This window comes from Pseudomonas saudiphocaensis, from assembly GCF_000756775.1.
Taxonomy (GTDB): domain Bacteria; phylum Pseudomonadota; class Gammaproteobacteria; order Pseudomonadales; family Pseudomonadaceae; genus Stutzerimonas; species Stutzerimonas saudiphocaensis.
This window is the reverse complement of record NZ_CCSF01000001.1, coordinates 2,996,825-3,011,760: the sequence shown is the minus strand read 5'-3', so window position 1 is coordinate 3,011,760 and position 14,936 is coordinate 2,996,825. Positions and strand designations below refer to the sequence as shown.

Sequence of the window (14,936 nt, the reverse complement as noted above, 5' to 3'; positions counted from 1 at the left end):
CCTTGGAGGGCTTATTGCCCTCGTTTCAACTGTTGTGCCGCCTGTTTGGCGAAATAAGTGAGGATGCCATCAGCCCCGGCGCGCTTGAAGCCGACCAATGATTCAAGAATTACCGCCTCGCTGAGCCAGCCGTTCTGAATTGCGGCCATGTGCATCGCATATTCGCCGCTGACCTGGTAGGCGAAGGTCGGCACCCGGAAGGCATCCTTGACTCGCCAGACGATATCCAGATACGGCAGGCCCGGCTTGACCATCACCATATCGGCGCCTTCAGCGAGATCCGCGGCTACTTCGTGCAGCGCCTCATCACCATTGGCCGGGTCCATCTGGTAGGTGTTCTTGTTGCTCTTGCCGAGGTTCGCCGCCGAACCCACCGCATCGCGAAACGGGCCGTAATAGGCGCTGGCGTACTTGGCCGAGTAGGCCATGATGCGCACATTGTGATGCTCGGCCACTTCCAGCGCCTCGCGGATGGCCTGGATGCGGCCGTCCATCATGTCCGAGGGCGCAATAACCTGGGCACCGGCCTCGGCATGAGACAGAGCCTGGCGCACCAGCGCATCGACGGTGACGTCGTTCTGCACGTAACCATTTTCATCGAGGATGCCGTCCTGACCGTGAGTGGTGAACGGGTCGAGCGCCACGTCGGTGATGATGCCCAGCTCGGGGAAACGCTCGCGCAGTGCACGGGTAGCGCGCTGGGCGATACCGTCCGGGTTCCAGGCTTCGGCGGCGTCGAGGGATTTTTTTTCCAGCGGCGTTACCGGGAACAGCGCCAGCGCGGGGATGCCCAGCGCCACCAGCTCTTCGGCTTCCTTGAGCAGCAGGTCAATGGACAGTCGCTCCACGCCCGGCATCGACGGCACCTGCTCGCGACGATTTTCGCCGTCGAGCACGAACACTGGCAGGATCAGGTCATCGACCGTCAGCGCATTTTCTCGCACCAGGCGGCGGGAGAAATCGTCACGCCGGTTGCGGCGCAAACGAGTGGCGGGGAACAGCCGGCTGGCGGGAACGAAACTCACAACGAACTCCTGGCCCGCAGACGCGGGCAAACGTGACAGTTATAGACGACCCATATTTCGACAGCATGACAGCGCCGAGGGCACGACACCAAATCTCCACCATTGTCGCCAGCCGTGCCGACGACTGCCAGTGCTTTGAATCCTCTGGAGAGCAATGAACGCGCTCCGCCGCGGGGAATCCAAACCCATAGAGCGTTTACCTGGGTCAGGCCCAGGCAGTAGCATCGAACCGATTCCTTACCCCCTGCCAGGCATTAAAGAGTGCTTTTCTGCCTGGCACGGAGTTTTTGAACTTGAGCAGGAGCATCATCATGAACAAGAAAGTCGCTGTGATTCTGTCAGGCTGTGGCGTCTACGATGGCTCGGAAATCTACGAAAGCGTGATTACCCTGCTGCGCCTGGATCAACGCGGCGCCAAGGTTCAATGCTTCGCACCGAATATTCCCCAGATGCACGTGATCAACCACCTCACTGGCGAGGAAATGCCCGAGACACGCAATGTGCTGACAGAAGCGGCACGCCTGGCCCGCGGCGAGATCAAGGATTTGCGCGACCTGGACGCCGGGGAGTTCGACGCTCTGATCATGCCGGGCGGTTTTGGAGCGGCGAAGAACCTTTCTGACTTCGCCAGTCAGGGCGCCGAGTGCAAGGTGCTGCCGGATGTACTTTCCGCCGCCCAGGCCTTTGCCCAGGCCGGCAAGCCGGTTGGCATGATGTGCATCGCGCCGACCATGGCCACCCAGATCTTCGGTGCGGGCGTGGTCTGCACCCTGGGCAGCGATGACGATCCGGCTGCAGCAGCCGCACGCACCATGGGCGCTGAGCATCAGCCCTGCGAGGTCACCGAGATCATCGAGGATACCAAGCACAAACTGGTCACCACGCCCGCCTACATGTTGGCGCAATCGATCAGCGAAGCGGCCTCGGGCATTTACAAGTTGGTGGACCGGGTGCTGGAACTGACGGTCAGCAAGTAAAACTTAGCCGCTGACGGCTTCGTGGATGTCCCGTAGCTGTAGCTTCGAACGTGTTCGGCCCTGTCACAAGGCCGAACACGTTCGGGCCGGCTGACGCTTTCTGCGGGGCTGAACGAGCTACGCCGCCGCTTTCCGCACCGTCGCCAATAATGCTGCGGCTGCGGCAAACATGGTCGCGAAACTGCGGTTGACCAAGCGTTGCTGACGCGGGGTGCGCAGCAGCCGCAAAACCTTGGCCGCCAGGCCGGTATAACCCGCCATCACCACCAGATCGACCACCACCATGGTTGCGGCCATTTCCACGTACTGCAATATGAGCGGCTGTTTTGGATTGAGAAATTGCGGCAGCACCGCGAGGATAAAGACGATGGCCTTGGGGTTGCTGGCATTGATCAGAAACCCGCGGAACACCAGCGCCAGCGGCCGCCCGATGGGCCGCGGCATGGCCGAATCCTCCAGCGCCCCGGGGACCGCTTGCCACTGCTTGTAAGCGAGCCATAGCAAGTAGGCCACACCGAACCACTTGATCAGACTGAACGCCAGCGACGACGTCGCCAGCACGGCACCGATACCTGCGGCCACGACGGCAATCTGCAACACCAGCGCCAGTTGCAGGCCGATGGCATTCCAGTAACCGCGCCAGAAGCCATAGCGCAATCCGCAGGACATCGAGGCGATTGCCCCGGCGCCCGGCGACAGGCTTATCACCCAGCAGGCGACGAAGAAGGCAAGCCAGGTCTCAAGCGCCATGCCGCACCTCAGTCCTTCAGCTGGGGCATGTCCTTGCCCAGCTTTACCGGTTCCTTGAGCGGGCGCTTCATTGCCTTGCGCATACGGATGTTCAGCGCCTCGACGCCCAGCGAGAAGGCCATGGCGAAGTAGACGTAACCCTTCGGCACATGCACGTCGAACGATTCGGCAATCAGCAGGGTGCCGACCACGATCAGGAACGACAGCGCGAGGATCTTCAGAGTCGGATGCTTGTCGATGAAGTCGCTGATGGTACCGGCCGACAGCATCATCACCACAACCGCAATGACAATCGCCGCCACCATCACCGGCACGTTGTCCACCAGGCCAACAGCGGTAATCACCGAGTCCAGCGAGAAAACGATATCGATCACCGCGATCTGCAGGATGATGCCGACGAAGCCGGCCTTTACCGCCGCACTGCCGTCAGCCTGCTTTTCTTCTTCGCCTTCCACGCTGTGCCAGATTTCCATGGTGCTCTTGAACAGCAGGAACAGGCCACCGAAGAACAAGATCAGGTCGCGTCCGGAAACGCCCTCATCCAAGACGGTGAACAAGTCATTGGTCAGGCGCATGACCCAGGTGATCGACAGCAGCAGCAGGATACGCGTCCCCATCGCCAGCGCCAGGCCGAAGAAGCGCGCCTTGGGCTGCTGCTCTTTCGGCAACCGGCTGACCAGGATGGAGATGAAGATGATGTTGTCGATGCCCAGGACGATTTCCAGGGCAGTCAGGGTCAGAAACGCGACCCAGATTTCCGGGCTGCTAAGCCATTCCATGAAGGGTTACTCGTTGGATGTAGGATTGATTGACTGAATTTCGGCCCCGCGCCAGCGGCGCAAAACCTTTTGAAAAAACAGACTGTTGGGCACCTGGACGGTCGCCCCCAGCCCATCTTCGTTTACTTCCTGCAACGTAGTGTAGAGCAGGTTTATGTCCATCACGCGACCTTTGACAATGGGCTTGTCAAAGCTTTCCACCAGCTCCACCAGGTCGCCAAGGCGAAAGGGACCGACGGTCATGATCAGCACCGCGCAAAGGAGGTTGGACAGCACGCTCCAGATGGCGAAAAAGGCAATGGCCGCTACCGCGACAAAGCCGGAAAACGCTGTCCAGAGTACGGTTGCCGACACGCCGAAACGCTCCAGCACCATGATCAGCGCGCCGCCGATGATGAACCAGCGAATGCCGCCACGCAGCGGCAATAGCAGTTCGGGGGGCAGCGGATAGCGGCGACCCAGTCGTGCCAGCCCGCGCGCTACGAGACGCTGCAGAAGAAAGGCGATCAGCAGGATCATCACGATCTGCAGGCCCAGCAGCAACTGGTCGCCCCACTCCCGGATCAGATTCAGCAAAGCTTCGTTCATGCGCCATTCTCCAGCTGGCCCTGCAAGGCTTCCAGGGCTTCAAGCGCCTCCATCCAGGCCTCTTCCAATGTGCTTTCACTGACCTTCAGCTCGGCCTGCCTGGCCAGCAGCTCGCGCAACTCATCCTTACGCGCGGCTTCATAGATCGCAGGGTCGGCAAGACGCTCCTCGACCAGCGCGAGCTTTTCATGCACGCCGGCAAGGTCCTTCTCGTGCTTTTCGGCCTGACGTTTCAGGGGCGCCAGTTGCTGGCGCAACGCGGCCGCCGCCTGACGCAGCATGCGCTTATCGGTCTTCTCAGCTGCCGAATCGGCAGCCGTGACCGGCTGTTGGCGTACCCGGTAATCGGCGAGCCAGCGGGCGTAATCCTCAAGGTCGCCTTCGAACTCGACGACTCGCCCTTCCGCCACCAGGAGAAACTCATCCGTGGTGCTCTTGAGCAGATGCCGGTCGTGGGATACCACCAGCACGGCGCCCTCGAAATCCTGCAGCGCCAGGGTCAATGCCAGGCGCATTTCCAGATCCAGGTGGTTGGTAGGCTCGTCCAGCAGCAGCAGGTTGGGCTTGCCCCAGGCAATCAGAGCCAGCGCCAGACGCGCCTTCTCGCCACCGGAAAAATTCAGCACCGGCTCGTCACAGCGATTGCCGCGGAAATCGAACCCACCGAGAAAATCGCGCAGCACCTGCTCGCGCTCGCCCGGAGCAATACGCTGCAGGTGCAGCAGCGGGCTGGCCTTTGCATCCAGTGCATCGAGCTGGTGTTGGGCGAAATAGCCGATGACCAGGTTCTCACCACGCTGCAGCCGCCCGCCCAGGGGCTGCAGCTCATTGGCCAGCGTCTTGATCAGCGTTGATTTACCTGCGCCGTTGGGGCCAAGCAGGCCGATGCGTGCCCCGGGCACCAACTGCAGCTTCACTTTCTCCAGCACGCGCTTGTCGGGATAGCCCAACACGCCTTCGGCCAGGTCCAGCAATGGGCTGGAAACCTTGTCCGCTTCGCGGAATACAAAGTCGAACGGCGAATCGATATGCGCCGGCGCCAGCTCTTCGAGCTTCTCCAGTGCCTTGATGCGGCTCTGCGCCTGCCTTGCCTTGCTCGCCTTGGCCTTGAAGCGGCGAATGAAATCCTCCATGTGCTCGCGCTGCGCCTGCTGCTTTTCAAAGGCCTGCTGCTGTTGCGCCAGCCGTTCGGCACGGGCCTGTTCGAAGGCCGAATAGCCGCCACGATAGAGGGTCAGTTTGCGCTGTTCGACATGCACCACGTGACCAACCACCTCGTCGAGGAAGTCGCGGTCGTGGGAAATCAGCATCAGCGTACCGGGATAGCTTTTGAGCCAGGCTTCCAGCCAGAGGATCGCATCCAGATCCAGGTGGTTGGTCGGCTCGTCCAGCAACAGCAGATCCGAAGGGCACATCAGCGCCTGCGCCAGGTTCAGACGCATCCGCCAGCCACCGGAAAAGCTGCTCACCGGCAACAGCATCTGCTCGTTGGCAAAACCCAGGCCGGCGAGCAGTTTGCGCGCTCGGGCATCGGCGCTGTAGCCGTCGGCGTTGTCCAGTTCGGTATGCAGCCGCGCCAAAGCGGCGCCGTCATGCTCGGCTTCGGCGCTGGCCAGCTCCGCCTGGATCCGCCGCAACTGAACGTCGCCGTCGAGCACATAATCCACGGCCAGGCGGTCGAGGGTATCGACCTCCTGACGCATATGGGCGATGCGCCAGTCAGGAGGCAGCTGGCAGTCGCCACCGTCAGCAGTAAGTTCACCGCGCAGAAGGGCAAACAGGCTGGATTTCCCGGCGCCATTGGCGCCCACCAGCCCGACTTTCTGGCCGGGGTGCAGGGTCAGCTCGGCGCCGTCCAGCAGACGCTGGGGGCCACGCTGTAGAGTGAGGTTCTGGAGTCGGATCATAATGGCCGCGGAGTTTATCAGTTCGCCTGCAATCCAAGCGGGCCTCGTGGAAAAAATCACAGCAATGACTAATGATGATCTGCGCCAATTTGCCCTTGCTTGTTACGCCCAACCAGGCGTGGAAAGCGCTTGCCTGGAACTGCAGGCGGCCGGCGCGGATGTTTGCCTGTTGCTGGCAGGTGCCTGGCTGGAGCGCCGCGCCATCGCCTGCACCGTAGAACGCATGGCCCAGCTGAGAAAGGTCGCAGACGAGTGGCAAGCCGAGGTCACCACGCCGCTGCGCAGCCTGCGCCAAGCCTGGCGCGAATCGGCCAAGAGCGATGGTGCGCTCCGCGCCTTGCGCGAACGGGTAAAGCAGCTGGAGCTGGACGCTGAATACATTCAGCTCGACCGACTGCAGCAGGTCACAAGACCCTGGCCGGCGGAACAGAAGTCGGTCGATTGGCTGGCTGTGATATGTGCGCCACTCGGAGGGGATGCGCGCGCGCCGCTGGAAAAACTGCGGCGCGCGGCGCTGTCTTTGGAGCCGGGCCAAAACGGCTGAGGTCAGACCTCAGCGGTAGGTTTCGCAGCCGGCTTGCGAGGAGCCGGCTTTTTTACCGCGGCGGACGTTGCTGGAGTGGCCTTTGGCGCGGCAGGCGCCCTGCTGCGACTGGCGGCCGGTCGAGCAGCAGGCTTTTTACCGGCTGCGGGCTTGTCTGCCGCCGGCGCAACGGTAGCGGCCTGCGGGGCAGTGTCAGGTTTCACGGCACGAGTTGCGGCAGCTTGGGCCTTGTTTGCGGTAACTGGCTTGGCGGCGCGATTGGTGCGCCGTGCCGGTGCTTTGGCAGCCGGGGCAGTCGCCTTGCCGCGCGTGTTCACCGCCTGTGCTGCGGCCTGGCCGACCTTGGTAACACCCTCGGCAAGCGTCAGGCTTGTTTCGCTATCGCGCTTGAGTTCGGCCAGGTAGTTCAGGGTCTCGCTTTGCCGCGCTTGCAGCAGCTCGAGCATGTCCTCCAGCTCTGCCAGTTTCGCTCGAGCCTTGCCTTGAGCCTTGGCCTTGCCTGCATTACCCGCATCGTCAAGCTTGGCCCGCGCCTTGACCATTTTTTCCTGGATCTTGCCGCGTTGCTTTTCGAGCTTGGCAAGCAACAGCTCTGGCTCTTTCTGCGCGTCTTCACAGGCTTTCTGCAAATGCTCCACCAGACTACGGGAGAGCTGCTCAAGCAGGTGCAACGGGGTGGTAACCGACGTTTTCTTCGCGGCCATAAGGACGCCTCCTCGCGATGTGAGTGCTGCCATATTAGCAGCCCATCGAAGACTGTCCGCCAGACGGACTGCCGCACCTGGGCGATAGCGACCGCCTGAAACCGAGCCGTTATCAGGCGGTCGCAGCTGTCTGCTTGTGCGCCATATGCAGGACTTCGATCAGGCAGTCTTCGAGCTCAAACCGCTCATGTAGCAGCTGCCCCAGGCACTTCAGCTCGTCATGCAGGCCGGGACTGTCCAGGCAGTCGCCCTGATCGCAGCGGTCATTGAACGCTACGGCGACCTCGGTAATGGCCTGGATGCGGGGGTAGATCTGGCCCGCCAGATCAAGGCCGCGGGTGTTGCCGAACGCCTCGGCTTCCTGCAGCAGCTGCTCGTATATCTCGAAATGCCCCGCGGATACATAGTCCAGCAGCACCTGGCAAAAACGCTGCAAGGCCGGACGGCTCAGTGCAGTCTCTTCGCCCTTCAGTTCATCGAATACCTTTATCAGCTCATGGCGTTCCTGCAGCCAGCGGTCGATCAGCAGGTGCACACCTCCCCAGCGTTCCTGGGCGTTCCGACAGCTCTCGAGCATGATGACCTCACTTCCCTTATTGATGTTGTCTGTTGCGCCTTCCGGACATGCTGCCCGCGAAGATCGGCTTTGGGTGAGTGGCAGCACAGGACAAAAATCGATGCTGCCCACGCAGACTATGCCTCGACGCCCGAAGCTTCAAGCCGCGCTGATCAAATGCTCAGCGGCCGCCAATTCCGGGGAAACATGCCGATCCGGCATCTTGACCACCCGGCGCAACGATCATTCCATCACATGGGAAAATCGCCTCAGTCGCGGCGCAGCATCTGCCAGAAACAGAACAGCACCATGGCGATGAACGACAACAAGGTCCATTCGGGAATACTCATGCCGAACAGGGTCCAGCTGACTTCAGCGCACTCGGCCGTGCCATGCAGCACCAGGCGGGCGATCTCCTGGAACGGCAGCGCATCCATCATGTATTCGAGGCTGGGCAGACAGCTGGGCAGCTGGTCGGCCGGAATATTTTGCAACCAGATCTGGCGAATCGCCGTCGCACCACCGGCCAGCGCAGTCAACAGCGCCAGGACCGAATAGCCGCGTCGACCGGCCTTGCCCGGCCCGTGCAATGCAGCAACCAGACATACAAGGGCGAAGGCAATCACGCAGATTCTCTGCACGATGCACAGCGGGCACGGCGCCAGACCGACCACGTGTTCCAGATAGAGGGCAGCGAGCATCATCAGCACGCAGCCGATGAATGCCAGATAAAACATAGAACGAGGACTGGCCAGCTTCATGGCGGCTCCGCAGCAGGAAAGTCCGCTACGGTATTAGCCTGTGCGGCAAGCTGCAAGCATGGCCAGGATGAAAACAGGCGCCTCTCTGGGCGCCTGCTGCGTTACTAGCTATTACTGATTGCCGGCAGAGCCTTGCCGCCAGAACCGTCGACCAAACCGAGGCCTTCCTGGAACAGGCGGTTGCTGCGCTCCTTGTCACCCAGCTGCGCCAGTAGCCGCGCCAGTTCGGCACAGGTTTGCGGGCGGTGCTCGAGGCGCAAGCTGGCTTCGAAATAGTCGCGCGCCTTACCCCAGAGCTCATTGCGCTGGCTCAAGCGGCCCAGTGCCAGCAACAGCTCGGCATTGTCCGGGTGATCTTTCAGCCAGCTTTCGGCCAGGCTCAGCTGGCGCGATGGCTCCTGCCCCTGGACACGCCCGTAGCGTTCCACCAGGCGGTCGTCGAAATGTTTCTTCAGCGCCGCACGCAAGACTTCCTCGGCCTTGGCCTCATTGCCAAGGCGGGCAAGTCCGTCGGCATACGCGCGCACCAGCGCCGGCTCATTGCGCAGGCCGCTCGGCGAATTCTGCCAGCGCTGTGCGAGTGCCTGCCGCGCCTCTTCGGCGCTCGCTTCGGGCAGCTGCGAAGCCTGCTCGACGGCTGCCGTCCAGGCCAACAACTCCAGCTCGTCCAGGCGTGCCGGCGGCAACGCGCGATGCTTGCGCAGTTCCGGCAGCAGGCGGCACAGCGCGGGCCAGTCCTGCAGTTGCACATAAAGCTGCTGCAGCAGCGTCAGCACGTGGTGATGACGCGGATGGTCGCCATGCAGTCCGTTCAGGGTCTCGCGCGCCTCGACATACTGGCCCCTGTCGATCTGCAGCTGGGCCTGGGTCAGGCCGATAGCCATGCCGGCGCCGGGCTCACGCTCCCGCGCACGCCGCAGCAGCTCATCGCTCTGCTCGTGCCGGCCCAGCTCATTGGCAGCCCGTGCCGCGCCCAGGAAATGCACCAGCGGCTGGCGGTCATGCTCGGCAGCAATCTGCAAGTTGGCCAGAGCGCTGCTCCACTGCCCCTCGGCCAGCTCGCGCAGGCCATTGCGCGAAGCCTTGGCGATACGGCGCTCGCGGTGGCGACGTGACCACGGATTGACCAACGCTCCAGAGAGCTGCAGCACACCCAGAATCCTGTGCACCAGCACCACCAGCAACCAGACGACGAGTATCAGCCCGATCAGAACCCAGAGGCTGGACTCATAGCGAAAGCGGTCATAGCTGATCAGTACGTAGCCGGGGTCCTTGGAGACGGCCCAGCCGACTGCACCAATGATGGCGAGCAAGACGATGAGGAACAGAGCAAACCGCTTCATGTGCGCAGATCCTCTTCACTCGGCTGCTCATCTTCGCCGGCGGGTGCTTCGTCCGCCTCGACCGGCTCGTCGCCCTGGCCGTTCTGGCGTTTTTGCACATAGGCCTGCAGGGTCTGCAGCGCAGGAGCAAGATCCGGCAAGGTCACCGCAACCTGGCGCGAGGACAGCGCCTCGATACGGTCGCGCAGCCCACGGCTCTGGCCGTTGTCTTCGTTGAAGTGATCCTCGATCAGCCGCACGGCCTGGGCCAGCGACTGTCGATAGACTTCCGTATTGCCATTGAGCACCGCCCATTGCGCCTGCTCGATGGCCAGCGAGAGGGCCAGGCGCACCTGGGCCAGACTTTGCCCGGCAAGCAGAGGCTTGACGTCGGTACCGGCATCGAAATCGATGCGTACATAGCGGGTCAGCTCATCCAGCCACTGCTGCCAGCGGCTTTCTCCCTGGCTTTCGGGCTGGGCCTGACCAAGCTGGAACTCGGGCGCCAGGGCGCTTAGCTGGTTCGCCTGGCCGCCCAACGCGCCCAGCTGCAGGAACAGGCCGGTACGGTCCAGCTCGGGCAGGCTGCGCAGGGCTTCAAGGCCTTCGAGCATTTTTTGCCGTGCGGCGTAGGCGCCAGGGTCGTCCTGCCGGCGCAAAATCAGGTCCGCCTCCTCGACCAGCGAAACGGCGCTGTTCACATCCTGCATGGCTGACAGACGCAGCATCGCCATGCGCAGCAGGTGCTCGGCCTCAGCCAGTTGCCACTGCTCGCGGCTAGCGCCCAGAACCTGCTCTACGCGCCCGGACAGTCGCTGCTGATCGGCCTGTAGCTGGGCCACCAGGCGACGTTGCTCACCCAGCTGTTCTTCTGTGGACAACTGCTCCAGGCGCGTCAGACGACCCGCCAACTGCCGAGTTTGCTCGCTGAACTGAGCCATTTCCTGGCGGTTCGCCGACTGCAGTTCCGTGATCTGCAGCGCCTCCTTTCCCGCCAGTTGCTGCAGTTGCCAGACACTGTAGCCGCCAGCAGCCAGGCCGGCCAAACCAACCAGCAGCGCGAGGCCGGCCAGTGCGCCGCGCCCACCCTTTTGCTCGACCTTAGGTTTTGCAGGGCCGGTTTTGCCGCCGGGCGTGACGCCAGCGGCCTGGCTCGGAGGCGTTTTGCTTTCGGGGGTTACGGAGTCCTGCTTTGAAGGTTGCCGAGGCGACTTATCGGAATCTGATTCGCTCACATTTCCATCCTTTGCGTTCAATGTGCGGGCACGGGTGTTGCCCGCAGCGCCACCAGCAAGGCCGCGGCTCCAGCACCGCGGCAGTCCACTATTCTTTTTGCGCCCAAGGCTGCAGCCATTTTTGCAACTCGGGGACTGGGTACGAACAAGGGTAGCTCACAAAGTTCGGGCCAGTCCCCGCCTGCCAGAGCATGCAGCGACTCCAGACCTTGTCCGCTGCTGATCAGCACGCCGTTGAGTTGCTGCGAGCGCAGGGTTTCGACCAACGTGCCTGGCGGATATTCGGGCAGACAGCGCCGGTAGAGTTCCAGCCTGTCCACCTGCACGCCGCGCTCGCGCAGCGTTTCGGTCAGCAGCTCGCGGCCACCCTCACCACGCAGGATCAGGACCCTGGGCTGGGTTGCAGCTTCCAGCACCTCGTTGAACCGCGGCAGCGCCAACAGCGCTTCGCTGTCGTCGGCGCCAAGTGGCCAGCTTGCGTCCAGACCATGATCTTTCAGCAACGTGCCGGTGGCGCCACCGACACTGAACCAGACCAGCGCCTGCGGCGGCTGCGGCCAGTAGCGGTCCAACAGTTCCAGTCCAATCCGGGCCGCCGGCTTGCTGACCACCACGACCGCACAGTAGCGATCCAGCGCAAGGATGGCTGCACGCTGCTCGGGGGTTTCCGCCAGCGGCTCGATGGCCAGCAGCGGCAGGCTCGCGCTCTGAATGCCCTCCGCCGACAGCGCAGCTGACAGTGCGACGCACTCGTCGGCCGGCCGAGTCAGCAGTAGCCGCCAGCCACTCACGCCTTGCCGGCCTCGCCGTAGATGTCCTGAAGAATCTTCCCGGCGCCCTGCGCCAGCAGTTCATCGGCGATCTTCACGCCCAGCGCCTCGGCCTCAGCGGCCGGCGCACGACCTTCGGCACGCAGCAACAGGCCGCCATCGGGCTGACCGACCAGACCACGCAGCCACAGCTGGTCGCCTTCGAGTACGGCATAACAGGCGATAGGTACCTGGCAGCCGCCGTTCAGATGACGGTTCAGCGCACGCTCGGCAGTGACCCGCGATGCGGTTTCCGGGTGATTCAGACATTCAAGCAACTGGTGCAGCTCACTGTCGCCGGTGCGGCATTCGATGCCCACAGCGCCCTGGCCGCCCGCGGGCAGGCTGTCTTCGACGCTGATGCTGGAGCGTATGCGCTCGCCGAAGCCAAGGCGGATCAGCCCCGCAGCGGCAAGAATGATGGCGTCATACTCACCGGCATCGAGCTTGGCCAGGCGGGTGTTGACGTTGCCGCGCAGAAACTGGATTTTCAGATCCGGGCGGCGAGCCAACAGCTGTGCCTGACGGCGCAGACTGGAAGTGCCGACCACTGCGCCGGGCGGCAGTGCATCAAAACTTTCGAAATGGTTGGAGACGAAGGCGTCGCGAGGGTCTTCACGCTCGCAGATGCAATACAGGCCGAGCCCCTCGGGGAACTCCATCGGTACATCCTTCATGGAGTGCACTGCGATATCGGCCTCGTTCTCCAGCAGCGCGGTTTCCAGTTCCTTGACGAACAGGCCCTTGCCACCAATCTTCGCCAGCGGCGCATCCAGCAATTTGTCACCACGGCTGACCATGGGCACCAGGCTTACCGTTACGTGGGGATGTGCAGCTTCAAGGCGCGCTTTGACGTATTCGGCCTGCCAAAGGGCCAGGGCGCTCTTGCGGGTGGCGATGCGGATTTCGCGAGACATGGACAATTCCAGAACAGATGAATTGCCGAGGATGATAACAGGCCCGACCCTGCCGCTGGTTTGGCAGGAATCAAGGAAGCAGTCCTAAGCGACGGGTCTGTTATAGCGTACTCATCAACTTGCGCACCCCGGCGACATGCCGTCGGCTGACCGTCAGCGGCTCGTTATCAAGCCCCTTCAGGTACAGCTGAAAATGCCCCAGCGGTGTGCGCTGCAAACGCTCGATACGGTCACGGTAGACCAGCGCGTTACGGTGAACCCGCACGAAGCGCTCGCCGAATTCGTCTTCCAGGGCTTTCAGTGGTTCATCCAGCAGTACCTCGCCGTGTTCGTGGCGCAGGGTGACGTACTTGTGATCGGCGATGAAGTAGATCACCTGGTCCAGCGGAATCAACTCGATGCCTTTGCGGGTGCGCGCGCTGATATGGCTGCGCGGGCCGCCACCGGTAACGGCAGCAGGCCGGGTCAGCGCTGCCAACTGGACGCGATTGGGTCGTTCTGCCTTTTTCAGCGCTTCGGCCAGATGTTCTGGGCGTACCGGCTTGACCAGATAGCCAACCGCACTGACCTGGAACGCCTCAAGGGCAAATTCGTCATGGGCTGTGCAGAAGATGACAGCGGGCGGCGCATCGCGCTCGCACAGTTTTGCCGCAACCTGCAGGCCATCGAGGCCCGGCATGCGGATATCCAGCAGGACGATATCGGGCCGCAACTCTTCGATCAGAGTCAGGGCTTCTTCGCCATTGCTTGCGGAAGGTTCCAGGACACGATAGCCGTCAAGTTCACCTACTAGGCGGCCGAGGCGTTCGCGTGCCAGAGGTTCGTCATCGACAATCAGCACATTCATATGGATCAGGCTTCCTGCTTTTGGGTCGCACATGGATAGCGTAGACAAGTGTAGTAACGGGCGTTACGCCACTCCACGCTGAGACTCGCCGCGGGACCGAAAAGTGCCGTTAGTCGTGCGTCTATGTTGAGTAACGCCTGTTGGGTGCCGCGCGAGGGCGGTGCTTGAGCGGTCTCGTCATAGGGATTACTGACCTGCAAATGAAACACGCCATCAGCGTAAAACGCGCTTACGCTGACCGTTCCACCCTCGATTCGCGGCTGAATGCCATGAATCAGGGCGTTCTCCAGCAGCGGCTGCAGCGTCAGTTGCGGAATGGGCAGATCATCGGGAACGCCTTCCACCTGCCACTCCACCTGCAATCGGTCACCGAGCCGGTAACGCTCGATGGACAGATAGCGCCGCGCCAGCTCCAGCTCCTCGCACCAAGGCACCAGCGCGCCGGGACGAGCCAGGCTGGCCCGAAACAGATCGGAAAGGTCCAGCACCGCCTGCTCGGCCTGGCGTTGATCGGTGGCTACCAGACTGGCGATGCTGTTCAGGCTGTTGAACAGGAAATGCGGGCGAATCCGTGCCTGCAACGACTCGATGCGGGCCCGCAACTCGGCCTGCTCCTGCCGTCGCCACTGGCTCTGCAGGTAAAAGTAGCGCAGCAGCAGGCCCGACATGATCAGGCCGATCAGCGCATGGCGCAGGTAGAGATTCACTTCCCCCTCGCGGGACAGCGGCCCACCCAGCTGATAGATATCGGCCACGGCGGTGCAGCCCAGGGTCAGACCCACCACCAATGCACAGCAGGCGAGCCCGGCCAGCCAGGGCGACAGCCTGGCCAACAGCGGTCGCAGCCGGCAGGTCAACCCCACCGACAGCAACATGACCCACTGCACGAACAGTGAGGTCAGCGCCAGGCGCACCCAGTCGAATCCCGGCTGCATCGGCTGCGCCAGCACCAACACCAGGACCAGCAATTCGGCCAGCAGCACCAGTCCGAGCAAAGCTTCGGGCTGACACAGCTCGGGCACGAAAAAATCGTCCGTCGTCGGGTGTGCGCTTTTTGACATGTTCTTCTGCATGCCGGCAGTGTCCGCGCGCCCCGGCACGACCGCAAGGCACCCGCGCACGGAGCCAGCGACAAAGTTCGGAAATGCTGCGCAGCTCACTGTTCGCCGCGCCTCCGAGAGCGGCGCCAACCCTGTTATCATTCACGCCTTTACA

General features: G+C 62.5%; 16 protein-coding genes. 2 read left to right on the top strand and 14 right to left on the bottom strand.

Going from position 1 to position 14,936, the window contains the following annotated elements:
- Positions 1–11: 11 nt before the first annotated feature.
- Complete coding sequence (hemB, locus tag BN1079_RS13965) at positions 12–1,025, bottom strand: porphobilinogen synthase (protein WP_037025437.1); 1,014 nt, start codon at positions 1,023–1,025, stop codon at positions 12–14.
- A gap of 311 nt (positions 1,026–1,336) precedes the next feature.
- Between hemB and elbB the strand changes: the two genes are divergently transcribed.
- Positions 1,337–2,002, top strand: coding sequence for an isoprenoid biosynthesis glyoxalase ElbB (gene elbB / locus BN1079_RS13960; RefSeq protein ID WP_037025435.1), 666 nt, complete (start codon positions 1,337–1,339; stop codon positions 2,000–2,002).
- 117 nt (positions 2,003–2,119) lie between these two features.
- Here the strand turns inward: elbB and BN1079_RS13955 are convergent, their stop codons facing one another.
- From BN1079_RS13955 to BN1079_RS13940, 4 genes are read right to left on the bottom strand one after another with little or no spacing between them, the layout of a single operon-like run.
- On the bottom strand, positions 2,120–2,752 hold the full coding sequence (locus BN1079_RS13955; RefSeq protein WP_037025432.1) for a LysE family transporter: 633 nt from the start codon (positions 2,750–2,752) through the stop codon (positions 2,120–2,122).
- A gap of 8 nt (positions 2,753–2,760) precedes the next feature.
- On the bottom strand, positions 2,761–3,531 hold the full coding sequence (locus BN1079_RS13950; protein ID WP_037025431.1) for a TerC family protein: 771 nt from the start codon (positions 3,529–3,531) through the stop codon (positions 2,761–2,763).
- A 6-nt stretch (positions 3,532–3,537) separates the two neighbouring features.
- On the bottom strand, positions 3,538–4,119 hold the full coding sequence (locus tag BN1079_RS13945) for a mechanosensitive ion channel family protein (RefSeq protein WP_037025425.1): 582 nt from the start codon (positions 4,117–4,119) through the stop codon (positions 3,538–3,540).
- Positions 4,116–6,026: an ATP-binding cassette domain-containing protein gene (locus BN1079_RS13940; RefSeq protein WP_037025422.1), complete on the bottom strand. Its 1,911-nt coding sequence runs from the start codon at positions 6,024–6,026 to the stop codon at positions 4,116–4,118. The genes BN1079_RS13945 and BN1079_RS13940 overlap by 4 nt, the downstream gene beginning before the upstream one ends.
- Before the next feature lie 64 nt (positions 6,027–6,090).
- Here BN1079_RS13940 and BN1079_RS13935 point away from each other — a divergent pair, with 64 nt between their 5' ends.
- Positions 6,091–6,570, top strand: coding sequence for a TIGR02444 family protein (locus BN1079_RS13935; RefSeq protein WP_037026983.1), 480 nt, complete (start codon positions 6,091–6,093; stop codon positions 6,568–6,570).
- Between the two features lie 2 nt (positions 6,571–6,572).
- On the opposite strand, the gene BN1079_RS13930 is transcribed toward BN1079_RS13935, so the two are convergent.
- The 9 genes from BN1079_RS13930 to BN1079_RS13890 all read right to left on the bottom strand — a co-directional run bounded on the left by BN1079_RS13930 (position 6,573) and on the right by BN1079_RS13890 (position 14,782).
- Positions 6,573–7,274, bottom strand: a complete 702-nt coding sequence (locus BN1079_RS13930; protein WP_037025419.1) for an AlgP family protein — start codon at positions 7,272–7,274, stop codon at positions 6,573–6,575.
- Positions 7,275–7,386: 112 nt separating this feature from the next.
- Entirely contained in the window at positions 7,387–7,851 is a 465-nt protein-coding gene (locus tag BN1079_RS13925) for an Rsd/AlgQ family anti-sigma factor (protein ID WP_037025414.1), read from the bottom strand.
- Positions 7,852–8,099: 248 nt separating this feature from the next.
- Complete coding sequence (locus BN1079_RS13920) at positions 8,100–8,591, bottom strand: disulfide bond formation protein B (RefSeq protein WP_037025412.1); 492 nt, start codon at positions 8,589–8,591, stop codon at positions 8,100–8,102.
- A 104-nt stretch (positions 8,592–8,695) separates the two neighbouring features.
- Positions 8,696–9,934, bottom strand: a complete 1,239-nt coding sequence (locus tag BN1079_RS13915) for a heme biosynthesis HemY N-terminal domain-containing protein (RefSeq protein WP_037025410.1) — start codon at positions 9,932–9,934, stop codon at positions 8,696–8,698.
- Positions 9,931–11,148 (bottom strand): uroporphyrinogen-III C-methyltransferase, encoded by a 1,218-nt coding sequence (locus BN1079_RS13910; RefSeq protein WP_037025408.1) that lies wholly within the window; start codon positions 11,146–11,148, stop codon positions 9,931–9,933. Before BN1079_RS13910 ends, BN1079_RS13915 begins: the two co-directional genes overlap by 4 nt.
- A 17-nt stretch (positions 11,149–11,165) precedes the next feature.
- Complete coding sequence (locus tag BN1079_RS13905; RefSeq protein WP_037025401.1) at positions 11,166–11,939, bottom strand: uroporphyrinogen-III synthase; 774 nt, start codon at positions 11,937–11,939, stop codon at positions 11,166–11,168.
- Positions 11,936–12,874: a hydroxymethylbilane synthase gene (gene hemC, locus BN1079_RS13900; RefSeq protein ID WP_037025399.1), complete on the bottom strand. Its 939-nt coding sequence runs from the start codon at positions 12,872–12,874 to the stop codon at positions 11,936–11,938. The genes BN1079_RS13905 and hemC overlap by 4 nt, the downstream gene beginning before the upstream one ends.
- Positions 12,875–12,974: 100 nt before the next feature.
- On the bottom strand, positions 12,975–13,721 hold the full coding sequence (locus BN1079_RS13895) for a LytR/AlgR family response regulator transcription factor (RefSeq protein WP_037025397.1): 747 nt from the start codon (positions 13,719–13,721) through the stop codon (positions 12,975–12,977).
- 5 nt (positions 13,722–13,726) lie between these two features.
- Positions 13,727–14,782 carry a sensor histidine kinase gene (locus BN1079_RS13890; protein ID WP_037026980.1) on the bottom strand — a complete coding sequence of 352 codons (1,056 nt, stop codon included), beginning with the start codon at positions 14,780–14,782 and terminating at the stop codon, positions 13,727–13,729.
- Between the last annotated feature and the right edge of the window lie 154 nt (positions 14,783–14,936).

Bases quoted from the DNA above. Each gene is read 5' to 3' on its own strand.
- elbB (WP_037025435.1), top strand. From the start codon at position 1,337: ATGAACAAGAAAGTCGCTGTGATTCTGTCAGGCTGTGGCGTCTACGAT.
- BN1079_RS13955 (WP_037025432.1), bottom strand. From the start codon at position 2,752: ATGGCGCTTGAGACCTGGCTTGCCTTCTTCGTCGCCTGCTGGGTGATA.
- BN1079_RS13950 (WP_037025431.1), bottom strand. From the start codon at position 3,531: ATGGAATGGCTTAGCAGCCCGGAAATCTGGGTCGCGTTTCTGACCCTG.
- BN1079_RS13945 (WP_037025425.1), bottom strand. From the start codon at position 4,119: ATGAACGAAGCTTTGCTGAATCTGATCCGGGAGTGGGGCGACCAGTTG.
- BN1079_RS13940 (WP_037025422.1), bottom strand. From the start codon at position 6,026: ATGATCCGACTCCAGAACCTCACTCTACAGCGTGGCCCCCAGCGTCTG.
- BN1079_RS13935 (WP_037026983.1), top strand. From the start codon at position 6,091: ATGACTAATGATGATCTGCGCCAATTTGCCCTTGCTTGTTACGCCCAA.
- BN1079_RS13930 (WP_037025419.1), bottom strand. From the start codon at position 7,274: ATGGCCGCGAAGAAAACGTCGGTTACCACCCCGTTGCACCTGCTTGAG.
- BN1079_RS13925 (WP_037025414.1), bottom strand. From the start codon at position 7,851: ATGCTCGAGAGCTGTCGGAACGCCCAGGAACGCTGGGGAGGTGTGCAC.
- BN1079_RS13920 (WP_037025412.1), bottom strand. From the start codon at position 8,591: ATGAAGCTGGCCAGTCCTCGTTCTATGTTTTATCTGGCATTCATCGGC.
- BN1079_RS13915 (WP_037025410.1), bottom strand. From the start codon at position 9,934: ATGAAGCGGTTTGCTCTGTTCCTCATCGTCTTGCTCGCCATCATTGGT.
- hemC (WP_037025399.1), bottom strand. From the start codon at position 12,874: ATGTCTCGCGAAATCCGCATCGCCACCCGCAAGAGCGCCCTGGCCCTT.
- BN1079_RS13895 (WP_037025397.1), bottom strand. From the start codon at position 13,721: ATGAATGTGCTGATTGTCGATGACGAACCTCTGGCACGCGAACGCCTC.
- BN1079_RS13890 (WP_037026980.1), bottom strand. From the start codon at position 14,782: ATGTCAAAAAGCGCACACCCGACGACGGACGATTTTTTCGTGCCCGAG.